At 62.7% G+C, this 16,067-nt stretch carries 16 protein-coding genes; 10 read left to right on the top strand and 6 right to left on the bottom strand.

Annotated features, from left to right (window positions below):
* Positions 1-268 precede the first annotated feature (268 nt).
* On the bottom strand, positions 269-1,009 hold the full coding sequence (locus C7K55_RS11535) for a DUF3747 domain-containing protein (RefSeq protein WP_106632877.1): 741 nt from the start codon (positions 1,007-1,009) through the stop codon (positions 269-271).
* Between the two features lie 57 nt (positions 1,010-1,066).
* On the opposite strand from C7K55_RS11535, the gene C7K55_RS11540 reads away from it, so the two are divergent.
* The 7 genes from C7K55_RS11540 (at position 1,067) to C7K55_RS11570 (ending at position 8,655) form a co-directional block, all read left to right on the top strand.
* Positions 1,067-1,864: a ribonuclease H family protein gene (locus C7K55_RS11540; RefSeq protein ID WP_106632878.1), complete on the top strand. Its 798-nt coding sequence runs from the start codon at positions 1,067-1,069 to the stop codon at positions 1,862-1,864.
* Positions 1,865-1,874: 10 nt separating this feature from the next.
* Complete coding sequence (locus C7K55_RS11545) at positions 1,875-3,074, top strand: quinone-dependent dihydroorotate dehydrogenase (protein ID WP_106632879.1); 1,200 nt, start codon at positions 1,875-1,877, stop codon at positions 3,072-3,074.
* Positions 3,075-3,177: 103 nt separating this feature from the next.
* On the top strand, positions 3,178-3,993 hold the full coding sequence (gene pilM, locus C7K55_RS11550; RefSeq protein WP_127432029.1) for a type IV pilus biogenesis protein PilM: 816 nt from the start codon (positions 3,178-3,180) through the stop codon (positions 3,991-3,993).
* Entirely contained in the window at positions 3,990-4,706 is a 717-nt protein-coding gene (locus C7K55_RS11555) for a PilN domain-containing protein (RefSeq protein WP_106632881.1), read from the top strand. Before pilM ends, C7K55_RS11555 begins: the two co-directional genes overlap by 4 nt.
* A complete protein-coding gene (locus tag C7K55_RS11560; RefSeq protein ID WP_106632882.1) occupies positions 4,706-5,425 on the top strand; it encodes a hypothetical protein in 720 nt (239 codons plus the stop codon). Before C7K55_RS11555 ends, C7K55_RS11560 begins: the two co-directional genes overlap by 1 nt.
* A gap of 475 nt (positions 5,426-5,900) precedes the next feature.
* Entirely contained in the window at positions 5,901-7,712 is a 1,812-nt protein-coding gene (locus C7K55_RS11565; RefSeq protein ID WP_338152872.1) for a type II secretion system protein GspD, read from the top strand.
* A 208-nt stretch (positions 7,713-7,920) separates the two neighbouring features.
* On the top strand, positions 7,921-8,655 hold the full coding sequence (locus C7K55_RS11570) for a hypothetical protein (RefSeq protein WP_206603513.1): 735 nt from the start codon (positions 7,921-7,923) through the stop codon (positions 8,653-8,655).
* Positions 8,656-8,670: 15 nt separating this feature from the next.
* On the opposite strand, the gene C7K55_RS11575 is transcribed toward C7K55_RS11570, so the two are convergent.
* The 4 genes from C7K55_RS11575 to C7K55_RS11590 all read right to left on the bottom strand — a co-directional run bounded on the left by C7K55_RS11575 (position 8,671) and on the right by C7K55_RS11590 (position 13,142).
* A complete protein-coding gene (locus C7K55_RS11575) occupies positions 8,671-9,405 on the bottom strand; it encodes a pentapeptide repeat-containing protein (RefSeq protein ID WP_106632907.1) in 735 nt (244 codons plus the stop codon).
* 119 nt (positions 9,406-9,524) lie between these two features.
* The gene (locus tag C7K55_RS11580) at positions 9,525-11,336 is read right to left on the bottom strand and encodes a transglutaminase TgpA family protein (RefSeq protein WP_106632885.1); all 1,812 of its coding nucleotides are present in this window, start codon (positions 11,334-11,336) and stop codon (positions 9,525-9,527) included.
* Positions 11,333-12,271, bottom strand: a complete 939-nt coding sequence (locus C7K55_RS11585) for a hypothetical protein (protein WP_106632886.1) — start codon at positions 12,269-12,271, stop codon at positions 11,333-11,335. The genes C7K55_RS11580 and C7K55_RS11585 overlap by 4 nt, the downstream gene beginning before the upstream one ends.
* Positions 12,258-13,142 carry an AAA family ATPase gene (locus C7K55_RS11590; protein ID WP_106632887.1) on the bottom strand — a complete coding sequence of 295 codons (885 nt, stop codon included), beginning with the start codon at positions 13,140-13,142 and terminating at the stop codon, positions 12,258-12,260. The genes C7K55_RS11585 and C7K55_RS11590 overlap by 14 nt, the downstream gene beginning before the upstream one ends.
* Positions 13,143-13,201: 59 nt before the next feature.
* On the opposite strand from C7K55_RS11590, the gene C7K55_RS11595 reads away from it, so the two are divergent.
* The 3 genes from C7K55_RS11595 to C7K55_RS11605 are packed head-to-tail and all read left to right on the top strand — an operon-like array spanning position 13,202 to position 15,004.
* Positions 13,202-14,299 (top strand): pyridoxal phosphate-dependent aminotransferase, encoded by a 1,098-nt coding sequence (locus C7K55_RS11595; RefSeq protein ID WP_106632888.1) that lies wholly within the window; start codon positions 13,202-13,204, stop codon positions 14,297-14,299.
* 25 nt (positions 14,300-14,324) lie between these two features.
* Complete coding sequence (locus C7K55_RS11600) at positions 14,325-14,588, top strand: FitA-like ribbon-helix-helix domain-containing protein (protein WP_106632889.1); 264 nt, start codon at positions 14,325-14,327, stop codon at positions 14,586-14,588.
* A complete protein-coding gene (locus C7K55_RS11605) occupies positions 14,585-15,004 on the top strand; it encodes a type II toxin-antitoxin system VapC family toxin (RefSeq protein WP_106632890.1) in 420 nt (139 codons plus the stop codon). The genes C7K55_RS11600 and C7K55_RS11605 overlap by 4 nt, the downstream gene beginning before the upstream one ends.
* On the opposite strand, the gene C7K55_RS11610 is transcribed toward C7K55_RS11605, so the two are convergent.
* Positions 14,985-16,061 (bottom strand): UDP-N-acetylglucosamine--N-acetylmuramyl-(pentapeptide) pyrophosphoryl-undecaprenol N-acetylglucosamine transferase, encoded by a 1,077-nt coding sequence (locus C7K55_RS11610; protein WP_106632891.1) that lies wholly within the window; start codon positions 16,059-16,061, stop codon positions 14,985-14,987. The genes C7K55_RS11605 and C7K55_RS11610 overlap by 20 nt on opposite strands.
* Positions 16,062-16,067: the final 6 nt, after the last annotated feature.

Consider the following 16,067-nt stretch of genomic DNA (forward strand, 5'->3'; position numbering starts at 1 on the left):
TTCTGCCAACGTCATTCGTTGCCATCAGACCGGCCCCTTCAGGGCCGGTTTTTTGATGAGTAACCAACAAAAAGATCTGACCAATAAAAAGATGTGACCAATAAAAAAGCCCCGCCGAAGGCAGGGCTCTGAGTTGGAACGATTCTGGGAGTCTGTCCTCGTTTCGACCCCGGAAGAGCGTTCCCACTCCTCACACCCCAGAAACTTAATGGCAGGCTTTGGGATCGGCTAGCTGGACTGGGACTCTCCGGCAACTGGCACCCGGGCTTTAATCGCGGAAGGGGATCACTGGCAAGCGAATAGGGCCTTGGCCCGTCCCCTGGGCCAGCAGGTTCGGGGGGGCAACCGGCGGACGCAGTCCGAGCTGGGCTCCAGGCCTGGCTGGGGGTTGGGAGATGCCGCTGGCTGCGGCTAGTAGCTGGGGCAGGGGTGCGGCGTTGGCGAAGTACAGGTGATTCAGGGTCTGCTCGCCAAAGCTGCGGCGTTGCAGGTCCCAGCCGGCTTCGAGCTTCAGGGATACAAACCCATCTCGATCTCGCAGGGGCACCTTGGCGCGGGCAACCACCAGGGTGGTGGGATCGCTGGGGGTGCTGGCCTGCAGTTGCAGTTCGTTGCCGCTCTGGCGCAGCTGCAGCCGGTAGCGACTGGCCAGATCCTGATCGCCGATGCGCAGGGAGTAGCCGTTGCTGTCGAGATAGCGGCTGCAGATGCCGGTGAAGTTGAAGCGGTTGAGGGCCGGGTCGATCAGGCCGTCGGGGCGCTCCTCCCAGCAGCGGGGCTGGGGTTGGATCTGCTCAAGCACCAGCAGGTTCCAGTCGTTGCGCCCCAGGGGCCGCGCCAGCACGGCGAAGCGGCTGGCATCGAGCGGCCGGCTATTGAACAGGTTGGCGGCCTCTGCCCAGGGGGTGAGGGCGGCCAGGGCCGCACCTGCCAGCAGGGCGTTGCGCCAGGGACGGTAGGTTCGGCGCTCTGCCTGGCTTCTGGTCAGGCCCGGTTTGGATGGGTCCATGGCGGGGCGCAGCAAGCGGGCAGATGGGTTCTCTAGCGAATTTTCGGGGGTTGTCCAGTGGCGGATAAGCCGGTGAAAGTGGTGGCTGCGGCCTGTGATGGTGCTTGCAGTGGCAATCCGGGCCCAGGCGGCTGGGGCGCCTTGCTGCGCTTCGAGGATGGCTCGGTGCATGAGATGGGCGGCGCCGATCGGGCCACCACCAACAACCGCATGGAGCTCACCGCAGCCCTGGCCTTGCTGGAGGCCATCAAGGAGCTGCCCCGTCCGGACCAGCTCAGCATCCACACCGATAGCCGCTATCTGATCGATGGTTTCAGCAAGTGGATCCAGGGCTGGAAGCGCAAGGGCTGGCGCACGGCCTCCGGCGGGGCGGTGCTCAATCGGGATCTATGGGAGCAGCTGGACCAGGCCAGGCTTGAGGGGGTGTCCCTGGTGCACGTCAAGGGTCATAGCGGTGATCCAGACAACGACCGCTGTGATGCGATCGCCGTGGCCTTTTCCAAGGGTCAGATGCCGGCCATGGCGGCTGGCGAGGTGATCGCCACTGCCCGGATCGAAGCCGATGTTCCTGCCGATGGTCCCAGCGCTAAAAACGCCGCCCCTGGCCCAGCCATTGCCGACCCGGCGCCTGCTGCCCTGCAACAGCTGCTGAGCCGCTGTGAGCTGGCCGATCGCTTCGCTGGCCAGGGCTACGGCCTCAGCTTGGTGGAGCTGGCCCAGCTGGTGGAGCAGCCCTTGCAACAACTGGAGCGCCGCAGTGGCCCCTGGCGCTGGCGTGACTGGCAGGTGTTGCCCCTGGAGGGAGGGCGCTGGCGTTTGCAACGGGACGAGGGAGGATTGGGCGCGCGGGAGTAGGCGGCGGCTGATGGTGGATTCAGGCTCATCGAGCAGGGCTGGCACCAGCACGGTTCGCACCAGTACAGACGCCTTGTATGGGCGGCTGGTGGGTCCCTTGCTGGGCCGTGATGACGGCGCTGACGCCGAGCAGCTCAGCCAGCTCACCCTCACGGCCCTGGCCCAGGCGTCTTTGCGGCGCCAGTGGCCCTTGGTGAGTGGTGCCCTGGCAGGCCTGGGCGCTGAGCTGCAGCGCCCCGATCCACGGCTGGAGCAAACCCTGTTTGGCTGCCGCTTCTCTAACCCGGTGGGCCTGGCGGCGGGATTTGACAAAAACGGTGTAGCAGCAGGGATCTGGCATTTGTTTGGTTTTGGCTTTGCCGAGCTGGGCACGGTCACCTGGCACGGCCAGCCGGGCAATCCCAAGCCGCGGCTGTTTCGTTTGGCTGCCGAGCGGGCGGCGCTCAACCGCATGGGTTTCAACAACGGCGGCGCCCAGGTGTTGCGCCGCACCCTGGAGCGCCAGCAGCTGCCGGCACCGGGCCAGCGCCCGGCGGTGCTTGGCATCAACCTGGGCAAATCCAAGATCACCTCCCTGGAGCTGGCCCCCGACGACTACGCCTCCTCCCTGGAGCTACTCGCCCCCTTAGCCGACTATGCGGTGATCAATGTGAGCTCGCCCAACACGCCGGGCCTGCGGGAGCTGCAGGAGGAAACCCTGTTGCGGCGCCTGGTGGAGCGGCTGCGGCGCTTGCCGGCTTGCCCGCCCCTGCTGGTGAAGATCGCACCGGATCTGGAGGACGACGCCATTGATGCCATCGCCCGCATGGCCTATGAGGAGGGGCTGGCTGGCGTAATCGCCGTGAACACCAGTCTGCATCGCCTTGGCCTGGAGCAGCGGCGCCTGGTGCAGACGGGCCGCACATTGGCCGAGGAGGCCGGCGGTCTCAGCGGAGTGCCCCTCCGGGGCAGGGCCCTTGAGGTGCTGCGTCGGCTGCGGGCCACGGCGGGTCCAGCCTTGCCCCTGATTGGCGTCGGCGGGATCGATTCGGCCGAGAGCGCCTGGGAGCGGATCACCGCGGGGGCCTCGTTGGTGCAGCTCTATACCGGCTGGATCTACGGCGGGCCGGCGCTGGTGCCGCAGATTTTGGAAGGTCTGGCATCCCAGCTGGATCGTCATGGCCTGAGCCATATCAGCGCAGCCGTGGGCACCGGTCTGGCCTGGCGCTGAATGTTCGGTAAGTTGCTATAGCGAATGGGTTTGCACCTTGGTACTGGCGGGACTCCAAAACACTTGGCGCCCGCTCCGTGCCCAGCTATTTCCGAAACTGGTGATGGTGGATTTGTCCGAGCACTTGGTGCTTGGCCAGTCCGTTAAACGGGGCCAGCCAGTTGAGCCAGCCTGGTCGGCGCCGATACCGGCGCGCACCTGCCGTAATGGGGTGCCCCAGCTCACCGATGCCGTGGGCGACTTCATCGGTGATCTGCTGCTCGAGCACGGAGGGATTGATTCCCAGCTGGTGGTGTCCCTGCCCCGCCAGGCGGCCCATTGGCGGGTGCTCGAATGGGCTAGCGCGCAGCATCCCGTGGATTCGATCGATGAGCTACGCGATCTGAATCCGGATCTGCGGCTGCCGTTTGCGTTGGATGACGCTTACGTCGATGTGCAGCCCCTACCTGGAAATACGTCCAGCGCCCTGGTAGTGGCCGCAGATCGCTCGGTGGTGGAGGCCTGGGTGGAGGTGTTTGCGATCGCTGGCGGCACCCTGCAGCATCTGCTGCCGGCTCAGGTGTGCTTAATGGGAGCGCTCAGCGATGAACTAACAGCTACACCTGCCTCCACCCTGGTAGCCCTGTTGCAGCAGCTTGACGAGCAGACTGTCCTTACCCTCTGGCGCCAGGGCGTCCCTGAATTTGAGCGCCTGCTGCCTGGGGCTATGCCGGAGTTGTTACCAGCCCTGCAGCAAAGCCTGGATTTTTATCGCAGCCACCATGCACCCAAAGCACCCGTGAGGCTGCTGCTCGCCGAATCAATGCCGGATCTGGAAGGATTGGAACAGGCCCTAGGCCTGAAGGCCGAGTTGCTCGAGCGTGACGGCTTTGGATCCCTTGCGCTGCAAGGACTTGCCGGCCTGGAGTTGGCCCAATGAGCTCCATACCAATGGTCTCCCAGTTTGATCTGCTGCGTGAAAAACGCCAGGAGCTGAATCTGCCCGAGCCAGCTGAGGCCTCCATCCAGGGGCGCCGCTGGCTTGTCCAGGGTGTGGTGATTGGTGCGGCCCTGGTTGGCGTCTCCCTTGGCGTGGCGGTATTGGTGTTTTTGAGAGCCTTGATGGTGAGCTCGGCGATCGAGGGCCTAGGCACCGTGGAAGCGGAGGTGCAGTTGTTTGAAACCCAGCTGAACGCCAGCAGAACCAAGCTCAATGGGGTGACAAAGGCCAATCAGGATTTGGTTAAGGGCTTGCTGTCAGTGCGATCCGGATCAGCAGTGCTGCGTGATCTGCAAATGAGGGTGCCTGAGGGAATCCAGCTCACTAGTGCTGCTGAAGAAGGCACTGGCTATCGTCTCAAGGGTCTATCGCGTGATCCCCAGGCTTTTGCCCGTATCAACGCCCTGCAGCTGCAGCTGAAGCGTTCGCCTTTGCTTGATCCCAATGCGATCACTTTGGTGAAGGCCTCCCGCGAAGTGGGTGCGGCCAGCACACCCCAGGCTCAAGCAGTAGTAGCACCGGTCAATTTTGAGATCCAGGTAAACCTCCGCCCACCGATTAGTCCGTTAGCGGAAAAACAAATCCTCACCCAGCTGGGCTCCGAGGGTTTGGTGCGCCGCCTCGATCTGCTCCAAAAGGAGGGCCTGCTCTGATGACTAATCTTCAAGATGTTGCTAGCCCTAATGCCACCAAGTTGCAGCAGCGCTTGCTGTTGGGCGTGCCGATTGGCATTGGTGCGGTAGTTACTGCTTTGATTGTTGGCTTTGGGGTAGTACCTCAGTGGTTGCGCCTCCAAGCCGACAGTGAGCGCTTGGCCCAGCTGGAGGAACTCAAGAGCCGCATCCCCCTGCTGAGAGCCCAGATTGCCAAAACCGCTGAGGCCCAGAGCGCGGCGGAGCGTAAGCAGCTCCAGGTGCTGCAACTAATCCAGGGTAGTGGCGAATTTGTTACCTTCCTTGCCCAGCTTGACGCGGAAGCTGCTCGCTACGGCGTTCAGCTTGATCTCTATGAGCCAGTGGCGGTGCCAGCCCCTGTGCCCGCTGCAGAAGCGAAGAAGGGTGAACAGGCTCCGCCTCCGCCAGCTTCTCCTATGGAAGCGGCTGGGCTGAAGGAGCAGAAGGTGTTGCTCACCGCGCGTGGTAGTTATCCCAGCCTGCTGGCATTTATGAGAGCCACTGAAAAGCTCAGTGTGCTTGTGAGCCAGAGTAATTTATCTTTGGCTGTTGTAGATCCAGCGAAGGCTGGGGCTCCAACTGCCCAAGCATCGGTTGGCGTGCCGGCGGCTGCAGCAAAGACTGAGCTGAAGTTAATGCTTACTTATTATAAATCTGCTGGTGCAGGAGCACCTGCATCAGTGGCTGCCAAGAACTAGCCAAGCCTTCAATTAATTGGCTATAGCGACTGGCCATCAGGAAATAATTTAGGTAAGATGCGTCCACCAATAGGTTTTGACGTTGGGCAGGAATTTCTGGCACCGCATCGCGACGGCCGCGGTGGCTTCAGCACTTCCCGGATACGCCCTTCTGGACGTAGCAGCTCAGGCTGGCCCCGGTCAACCGGCCATTGTTAAGGCGCCTGCACCCGTTGCCACCGGGTCGATGCAGCTCCAGGTGCGTCGCTTGGGTAATTCGGTTGAGCTGGTAGTTGAGGGTGCTGGTCCTAGGGCCCAGTTGCAGCAATCTTCTCGGGGCAGCGGCTGGCAGGGTCAGCTGCTCACCGCTAGTCCTACGGGCCTGCGTGCTGGCCCGCAGCGCATTTCCTTGCCGGAATTGGGAATTCAATCGGTGAGCTTGGATGGCTCTGGCAGCAATTACAGCTTGTCGGTGACCCCAATGCCCGGGGTCCCATTGGCTCGCCCGGTAGTGAGCGCGGACGGACTAAACCTGATCCTTGCTTTCCCAACGGCACCTCAAGCTTCCCTGCAGACCAACCGCCTTGATCTGAGCCAGCCCGGCGCGATCCCTTTGCCTACCTATGCGCCACCGCTTCATGCCAGGGCAGTAGCGCCACCGTTGGGCGATATGGCTGTGGGCACGATGACGTTGCGGAACCCTGGTTATGTCAATGTCAGTGGTCCTGCGGTCACAATGACACTTAAGAATGCACCAGCCAAGGATGCCCTGATGGCGCTGGCCCAAATAGGTGGTTACGGGTTTGTGTTTGTTGAGGATACAGGTATTGGTCAGCCGTCAACGACTCAGTCAGGTCGCACCGTGTCTATTTCCTTTCGCGGTGAAACCTACTCCAGGGCGGTGAATTCCACCTTGCTGGCGGCTGGTCTGCAGGGAAAAAAGGAAGGCAATATGATTTTTGCAGGGTCTAATGTTTTAGGGAAGAGTTTTGGGCCTCAAATGTCTAAAGTATATCGGCTAAATCAAGCTTCCGCCTCTTCTGCAGCAGATTACTTGGCCAGCCTTGGAGCATCTATTACAAAGGTCAATATTATCACCAATACAGTTACTCAGGGGACCCCTCAAGCAAATCAAGTGGCGGGGGGAGGTACAAGTCAGCAAACCCAGTCACAGCAAATTACTGCAACCGAGACGTATGGCGGTGGAGTTGGACCTTTGAAGGGCCTTTTGGGTACAACAGATTCTCGCCTCCAATCAATCACCCTAATAGGAGATCCGGCATTGGTCGCAACCGCAGAAAACTACTTAAGACAGATAGATTTACGGCAGCGACAAGTTGCACTTAGCGTAAAAATTATTGATGTAAATCTTGGCAATGATACTTCAATTCAAAATAGTTTTGCCTTTAAGAGTGGCAATACTTTCATTGTTAATGATCAAGGAAAGCTTTTGGGGTATTTCGGCAATTCTCTGCCTCCCAACGAGGCTGTTTTAAGGGAAGTGGCGGGTGGAGCTTCTAGCGCTAAGTCAGAATATAAGACCCTGGCCAATGGTGAAACTGAAATTATCAAGGCACCTCTGGACCCAGCACCAATAAATCCTGCCAATGCTTACTCAGATGGATTTGCTAATTTTCTTCGTGCAACTATTCAGTCTTCGTCAACTAAAGTTCTTGCTAGTCCTACTTTAATTCTGTCTGAAAATTCAGATGCAGTTCGCGGGGGCTCAGAAGCGTCCGCTACTGCGCAAGATGCTTTGACTAAAGCAACTATTGGCCGACCATTCTCCAATCAATCTTTTGTGACTGTTGGTACTCAAGTTGTTACAAATTTCAGTGTTCAGGCTGGCCAAAATGGAGCGCCAAATACTTGTCAGCCTGAGTTTGGGACTTCCGGTTTGACCTTCGGAGCTAGTGTTTCCAAGATAGATGATAATGGTTTTGTTACTTTCGCCCTTAGTCCTTCAATATCGGCGACAACCGATCAGCAGGTTATTGAGGGTTGTGGTCTAGTTGATATATTGAGTGTTCGAAGGCTTGATACGGGGTCTGTTCGGGTAAGAGATGGCCAAACTCTTATTCTGACAGGTGTTATTTCTGAATCTGACAGTCAAATTGTTTCTAAATGGCCTATCTTGGGCGACATGCCACTTATAGGTCAGTTTTTCAGAAGTTCAGGAGGTAGTCGCGATAAGCGAGAACTTGTAATTATGGTAACCCCCAGAATCATAGATGATGGGCAAGCTGGTTTATATGGCTATGGCTATGAGCCAAGCACCTCTCAGGTCCGGAGTGTGCTTGGGAATTAAAGTTATGAATCGCAGCTATTAATCTTTATTCTCAAGATTCTGGCGTAACCTTTTATTTGGCTTTGCAAGCCTATTCTCTTTGGCTCTATTTGTTTAGGTTTGATTTGCCTGGTTATTCAGTACATCTCTCGAGCTAAAACAAAAAATCTTGGACAGCCAAAATCAAAATTTTGGAGATATTTTGCCACTCGAAGATCTTGAGCGTCAAGTGGCGGAAGCCCAAGCCGAGCTGGAGCAATACCAAGGCCTGCTCAACGAGCTGCCTGGTATTTACGAGGACAAGTACCGCCAGAAGGTGCGCAGTGTCGCTGAGGATTTACGCCATTTGTTGGATGAGCGCAAGGCCTTGCAGGAGCAGTTGTCCCGTTCCCTGGTGCAAACTCGGGCGCCTGAGGCCTTGCCTCCAGCTGCTGCGAATTCCCCGAGAGCTGCCCACAAGGTGCCCAACTGGTGGCCCAACGTGCGTTGGTCCCGTTTTCGCGCACCCGCCTCGGCCTCTCCTTCCTTCCGCCTGCCCAGCCTGTCGGGGTTGGAGTTTCGGTTCAGCATGCCCAAAGGTCGCCAGAGGGGCGTTGCTCTAGGTGCTGGGTTGCTGCTGGCTTTGCTGGTGCTGGGCCTGCCCCAGCTTCTGAGCCGCCGCTCGGTGCCTGCGGCTGGCGGTTCTCCCACATCTGCTGGTGTTCAGCGTTCGTCCGTGGCCATTTCCCTCGACCTTCGCGTGGAGGCCAGGGGGGGGCAGAGCTGGGTGCAGGTTGAACGGCTTGGGGGTGGGATTGTGTATGACGCCATCCTGGAATCAGGCCAGAACAAGAAGCTGCCCCTGGGTTCGGGGTTGAAAATTCGATCTGGCCGGCCAGATCTTTTGTATGTAGGTGTGGGTATGCTCCCAGCTGTGCGCCTGGGCGCTGTCGACGATCTCGACTGGTTTGAATTTCGCCCTTAGGTCTACGTGGTGGCTTTATAGCCCTAGAGGGATTATTCCTTTCATGGCTAGTGGAGCTAGGAACTGGAAGGCAGACAGGATCCCTCCGAGGGCTTTGCTGCCTGCCCCATTGCCACCTTCGCTGTTCGATTCTTCTGGCTTGGTAAGTAGTTCGGCTGCCTTTTTTAGTTGCTCGGCCTGGGCCACTTCACCTCCCTGGCTGTATAGGCTGGCTGCGTAGTTGAAATCATTTGCTGCGAGTGCCGTTTTCCCCTGTTCAATCCGACAAATACCTCTGGCTACCCAGCTAATTGCTGCGTTGGGCTCTTTTCGGATCGCTTCTCCGAAGAATTGTTCGGCTTCCGGATAGCGGCCCTGCTGAGCCGCCTCAGCTCCAGCGTTGTGTAATTCGCCGTAGCTCAGTTGTACGGATTCGATGCCTATGGCTCGCTGCCAGTGACTGCGCGACAGGGCGCCTGGATCTAGCAGTGCACCGCTTAGGTCTGCCTGGCGTAGGTCGGTGCCTTCCAGTCGGGCACCGCGTAGATCGGCCCCTCGTAGGGAGGCCCCGGTCAGACTCGTAAAGCTGAGGTTAGCGCCGCTCAGCTGGGCTCCATCAAGCCGCGCTTGACCCAGATTCGCCCGTTGCAGCTGTGCCTGGCGCAAGTCGGCATCGCGCAGATCTGCATGGACAAGATCCGCATCCTGAAGTTTGCAACTTCTGCAGTTTTTACTTTCAAGCAGTCGAATCAAGTCGGCTGAGCCTGCCATAGCAGCAGGGGTTGCAATCCAGGCGTGGCTCGTAGCTAAAAGGCTGCAGGCCCCAAGCAAAAATATTTTATTCAGATTAACTGAGCTGTACTGCAAGGCATATCCCACCATTGCCATGCTTATAGCGTGCTTTTGGTGGCTTTATTAATGGTTCGCAGTGCTGTTCGCCAGGCGGCCCACTGCTGCAACCTCTCTTGCTTGCCTAATGCGGCGTAGCGCAGCAGGTTGTGGCACCTTGCCAACTCCTGGAGGTTTGAAGCGCTGGCTGGCAGCAGTCGACTTGCCCGATTGCAGAGCTGCTCGAAGCTTTCACCTGGCTCCACCTCAACGCCAGCCCTCCTCAGGTGTTTCACCACAGCTTGAAGCTCACGGCTTATTTGATCTCGGCTAGCTGGCTGCTGCAGCCACTGCAGCCAGGCCAGCGCCAGAGCAAGCAAGCCAGCCACCGCCCCAAGCACCACGGCGCCCAGCCATTGGCGTTGGTCGCCAAATAGCCGTTGCAGCAATGCTTCCTGCCCGGCTTGATCGAAGCCCAGCCACCAGCGGCTCCAGGCCAGGTCGAGGCCCCACCACTGCCACTGCAGCCACTGCAGCCAGGAGCCAATGGGGTTGGTGCTGCCGCCTGCTTCGCTGCCTTCAGCCTGGCTGGCTGGGGCCGTTGCCCAAGCGCTTGGGTCGATGCGTTGCCAACCCTGGCCAGGCAGCCACACCTCGCTCCAGGCGTGGGCGTTGCTATGGCGCAGATCGAGGTAGGGCGCTCCGCTGAGCGGCCGCACCCAGGTGCCGCCCAGATAGCCGCTCACCACCCGGGCCGGCACCCCCGCGGCGCGCATCAGGGCCGTGAAGGCGCTGGCGTAGTGGCCGCAGAAGCCTTCTCGCCTTTCAAACAGAAATACATCCAGCCCCCGTTGGGTACCAGGAGTACGGCTGTAGCGGAAATCCTGCTGCGTAAACCATTGCTTGGCAGCGGCCAGCCGTTGCTCGGGCGTTGCCAGATCACGCCAGCTGGCCCCAAGGGCCTCCAGCTGGGGATTGCTGCCGGCGGGTAGCTCCAGATCGGCCGGGCTCGGCTGCCGTTGCTGCCACGGCTGGGGGCTGCCCGTGGCCCTCACCAAATAGGCCTGGCGCTCTCGGCTGGCTTGGAGGGGCTGCAGTTCGCCGTTGCGATTCACCCGCAACTGGTTGGGGTTGGCCCGGCCGCTGCCATCCCAGGGCATGGCGTTCACCGGGCTGGGTTCCACCAGCCACACCTGGCTGCTGGCCTTGCTCTCGGGGTCGCTAGCCGTTCCGGTTGACGTGACTAGGCGGTTGCTTGGCAGCTCGCGCTGCTTCCAGCGCTGCCCGTCGAACTGCTCATGCACGATCACGCGCCAGTAGCGCTCGGCCGGCTCGGGCAGGGTGCCGCTGCTGAAGCTCACCCGCGCTGCCGGGCCCGTGTTGTCAGCGAGGCTTGAGATGCTGCCTGGATCGAGTTCGCTGTTCAAGCCGGTTACGGCGGTGGCGCCAGCACCCCGCAGGTTTGGCGTTTGCCAAATCGGCTCGATTCGCGGCACCAGCAGAAACAACACCAGGGCAACCGGCAGGGCCGCCAGCAGCACCGCCAGGCTGCGGCGCAATACCGCGCGCCAGCTCAGCCCGCTCCCCACCTCCAGGGCCAGCAGCCCTGCCAGGCCCAGGGCTGTGGCCAGCAGCTGCAGCAGGCTGGGCAGCAACTCCCCTTGCTGGGCACCCTGCACACCGCCGCCAATCAAGGTGAGCAGGCTCACCAGTCGCCGCTCAGGCAGGCTGCGAGCCTCGGCCAGCTTCAGGCCCGCCAGCACCAGCAGCCCCGCCGATAGCCAGCTGAGCGGTGCGCTGAAATCCAGCCCCGCCAAACCCGCCGCCAGGGCCCCTAGCCCCAGAATCTGCAGCCAGCGGGCGCTACCACTCATGGCGCTGCGCCAGGTGCCAGGGCCAGGGCCAGTAGGCAGCGGTCCCGTTGTTCGGGGCCCGTGCTTGGGGCCAGTTGGGTGCTGCCCAAGGCCAAGCCGTAGGCCTCACCCGCCTTGCTGCGGCGCCAGATTTCGGCGCTGAGGTGCTCCAGGGCTCGCTCCGGCGGCAGGCCCGGCGCTGGCGTCAGTAGCCCCACCGCAGGGGTGGCATCGGCGAAGGTTTTGGTTTGGCGGCCCCGGCCCTGGGCGAGGGATTTCCAGGCCAGTCGGGCTAGGCCGTCCTCGGGGCGGTGGGGGCGCAGGTCGTCCCAGTCGTCGCTACCTGCGGTGATCTTGCTAGCGGCGGTGGCGGCGGTGTCGCTGCTGGCGGGCCAGGCGGTTTCGGCCACCGGCCCCGGCCGCCGGGCTGGATAGATGGGCTGGGGCCGTGGCGGTTCCCACAGCGTCCAGCACACAAAAAGTCCGAGGGGAGCGGTGGTTTGCAGCCGCAGTCGCCCCGGGGTTTGCAACCCCCGCCGCCCCGGGCGCCAAGGCACCGAGAGCACCGATTCGCCAGCCGCCAGGGGTTGGGGTGTTGCTGCGCTGCCGGCCAGCCCCAGCTGGATCCCATCGCGCTGGCAGCGGCTGCGGCAGAGCAGCGGATAGGCGACCATTTCGCCCGCGAAGCCACCGCTGGGGGCCAGGGCTTCAAGTTCGAGGCCTTGCAGGTTGAACTGGGTGAGGTGCAGGGCCAGCAGCCACAGCCCCAGCATCAAGAAGCTCAGCAGCAGCGGACCATTGCGCTGGCTTTGGATCGACACGAGCAGCAGCAGGCCGCCGCCCGCCAGCCAGAGCAAGCCGAAGCGGGTCGGCAGGATGTAGAGGCTGCGCAGCCCCAGCCTTAGCCGCTCGCCTCGGTGCGGTTTGATCAGTTGCCGGTCCCTAGCGAAGTCCATCCACCCCCGCCAGCAGCGTTGCGGCACTGCCAGCCAGCCTGTGCTCAGCCACAGCTGGCAGCACCGCCTGCACGTCGGCGGGGGTGACGTGGTCCCGCCCCTCCAGCAGCGACCAGGCCCGGGCGGCGGCCACCAGCCCCTGGCAGGCCCGCGGTGACAGCCCGGTGCCGGCTTGGTCTGCTCGCCGGCTGAAAGCGGCCAGGTCGAGTACGTAGTCGAGCAGGGCGCTGGAGCAGTGCTGGGCGGCGGCTCGCCGCTGCAGCTCCAGCAGGCCGGCGCCATCTAGCAGGGGCTCCAGGCTGGCTGGCGGCAGCGCCTTGCCGCTGAGCAGATCAAGCTCGGCCCGTCGATCCGGGTAACCCAGGCTCAGCCGCATCAAGAAGCGATCCAGCTGGGATTCCGGTAGGGGGGCGGTGCCCACCTGGTCGAGACCGTTCTGGGTGGCGATCACTAGGAAGGGCTCGGGCAGCGGGTGACTCACCCCATCGACGCTCACCCGGCCGGCCGCCATCGCCTCCAGCAGGGCGCTCTGGGTGCGGGGGCTGGCCCGGTTGATCTCATCGGCCAGCAGCACCTGGCTGAATAGGGGGCCGGGCTGGAAGTGGAAACGCGCGCTGCCGGCATCAAAGACGTTGATGCCCGTGAGATCGGCTGGCAGGAGGTCGCTGGTGAAGCTCACCCGCTTGAACTCGAGGCCGAAGGCGCGGGCGAGGGCTTCGGCCAGGGTGGTTTTGCCCATGCCGGGCAGGTCTTCGATCAGCAGATGGCCGCGGGCTAGCAGGCAGGCCAGGGCCAGCCGCACCGCCTGCTCCTTGCCCAGCAGCACCTGGCCAATGGCGCTGATCAGCTGTTGCAGCCTGGGGCTGGACACGGAGCCGGTGCGAAGAACACGATTGTGACGGCGCTGCCATTTAAGTTGCCTTGATGCCAATGGGGTCGCTTCAGCGCCATGGCGGCAACCAGGCCGCCACCGCCGCGCGGCTCGGTTGCCGGCCCTCCCAGTTGCTTGATGCCAGCGCCTCTCTGGTTCCTTTTGGGCCGCCTTGGTTTGTGCGCCGCTCCTTGATGTGGGCTGGGCTGACCGCGCCACTACGGGCCTATCCCGACCGCTCCTATGCAGGTTTGCGCCGCGGGCTGGCCCGGCTGCATGGCCTGGAACCCGATTGGTTGTTGCCGGGTAATGGCGCGGCTGAGCTGTTCACCTGGGCGGCCCGGGATGCGGCGGCGGCAGGGCTGAGTGTGTTGGCCCAGCCAGGCTTTGCCGATTATCCGCGGGCCCTGGCCTGCTGGGATGGGGCTTGGCGGCCCCAGCCGCTGCCGATGCAGGTGGATGGGTCTGCGGCAGTTGGTGCCGCTCAGGCCTATCCGGCACCTCCGGCGGGCGAGGTGCTTTGGCTCACCAATCCCCACAACCCCACTGGAGCGCTCTGGACCCGCGCCTCCCTGGAGCCCCTGCTGCAGCGCTTTCACCTAGTGATCGCCGATGAGGCTTTCCTGCCGCTGGTGCCGGGTGGCGAGGCTCAGAGCCTGATCCCGCTGCTGCCTATGCATCCAAACCTGGTGGTGATCCGCAGCCTCACCAAGCTTTACGGCATAGCGGGCCTGCGCCTTGGCTATGCCCTTGGCCACCCCGAGCGCCTAGCCCAGTGGGCTTCCTGGCGCGATCCCTGGCCGGTGAATGGCCTGGCGGCCGCCGTTGGGGAGCGGCTGCTGGCTGATCCGGCGGCCTACCGGAGCTGGTGCGGCAGGGTGCAGCGCTGGACCGGCCGCGAGGGTGCCTGGCTGCAGCGTCGGCTGGCCCAGCTGCCTGGCATCACGCCCCTGCCTTCAGCCGCCAACTTCCTGCTGATCCGCGCTGAGCATTCGCTAGTGCCGTTGCGCCAAGCCCTGGAGCGGCGCCATCACATCCTCTTGCGCGATTGCCGCTCTTTCGAGGGGCTGGGGGAAAACTGGCTGCGGATTGGCTATCAGAGCCACCGCAACAATCGCCGCATCCTGCGGGCCTTGCGGCAGGAATTAGGGCGCTAGCGTTGCTTGCATTGCATGCATTTCGATGGCGACGCTGACGGTTCGCAACCTTGATGAGGCCACCAAGGCGCAGTTACGTCTCCAGGCAGCGCGCCACGGTCGCTCGATGGAGGAAGAAGTGCGCACGATTCTGCGAGAGGCCCTGTCTTGGGGAGCCCTCAAGCCTGATGGCCCTGGCCTGGGCCAGCGGATCCATGCCCATTTCGCCTCGCTGGGTGGCGTTGAGCTTGAGCTCCCCGCCCGTCGCTCCCAGCCCAGGCCGGCGGAGTTTGGGGAGGGGCTGGAGTGATCGTGCTCGACACCAACGTGATCTCCGAGTTGATGCGTCCCCAGCCCCATCCCCAGGTGCTGGCTTGGGTGGATGGATTGGATCCGGTACGAGTGGCGATCACGGCCATGAATGAAGCGGAGATCCTGCATGGCATCGCCCGGCTTCCGGATGGGCGGCGCAAGCAGGGCCTTCAGCAGAGCTGGGATGAACTGGTGGCCGAAATCTTTGCAGGCAGGGTTTGGCCCTTCAGCAGTGAAGCGGCCCATTGGTACGCCGATCTGTTGAGCGCCCGTGAACGGTTGGCGCGGCCCATGGCCACGGCGGATGCGGTGATTGCCGCCACTGTCCTGGCCCATGGCGCTCAGCTCGCCACTCGGGATTTGGCTGACTTTGCCGACTTGGGTTTGGATTTGATCAACCCTTGGGCGTGCTGAGCATCGCCGCCACTCGCTGATCGGCATCGCGCACCGCCAGCTCGCCCATGGCTGTAGACATTTGCTTTAAGGGATCACAAGCAGCTGCTGCCCCCCGCAGGCGCGGGCCCAGCAGCCGCCAAAGGCTGCGCTCGAGGGCCGGTTCAGCGGGGCCGTGCTGCCACACGATCACGGCCGCCCCAAGTTCGGCCGCGGCGGCGGCGTTGACGTCCTGGTGGTGGTCGGCGGCGGCGGGGTAGGGCACCAGCACCGCCGGGGTACCGCACACCGCCAGCTCGCTGAGGGCGCCGGCGCCGCTGCGGCTGATCGCCAGGGCGGCGTGCTGCAGCAGGCCGGGGATCTCGTCGCTGAAGGGAAGCTCCACCACCCCGGCTGGCAGGGGCTGGCCTGCCTCGGGGTCGTTGCTGCCGGTGAGGTGCACTACCCGCACGCCAGCGGCCGTGAGCTTGGCAAGCAAGGGGCGCACCATCTGGTTGAGACCCACGGCTCCCTGGCTGCCGCCCATCACCAGTAGCAGGGGCCCGGATCCTTTGGGCGCCCAGTCGGGCAGGGGGGCGGGCTCCAGAAAGGCTTGCCGCACCGGCGTTCCCGTCACCACGGGGCGGCAGCGGGGCAGGCGGGCAGCGGCCTGGGGCAGGCCCACCGCCACCTGGCTGCAGAGCCGGCCCAGCAGGCGGGTCACCTTGCCGGGCACAGCGTTGCTCTCATGCAGCACCACCGGCACGCCGGCCCAGCGGGCCGCCAGGATTGCAGGCGCCGCGATGTAGCCGCCGCTGGTAAAAACCGCTGCGATGCGTTCGCGCCGGATCAACCGCCGCACTGATCGAACCGCTTGCAGCAGTTGCAGCAGGTTGAGCAGCTTGCGCAGGCCCCGGCCTTGCAGCCCCCCGGCCCGCACCGTGTGCAGTGGATAGCGGCTAGGCACCAGCTGGCGTTCCAGTCGGTCTGGCACCCCCAGCCACGACACGTTCCAATCCGCCGGCATGGCATCGGCCACTGCTAGAGCAGGAAATAGGTGGCCACCGGTGCCGCTGGCAGCAATTAGGAGCCTGGGCATGGGTGC

Source organism: Cyanobium usitatum str. Tous, assembly GCF_003011885.1.
GTDB lineage: Bacteria > Cyanobacteriota > Cyanobacteriia > PCC-6307 > Cyanobiaceae > Cyanobium_A > Cyanobium_A usitatum.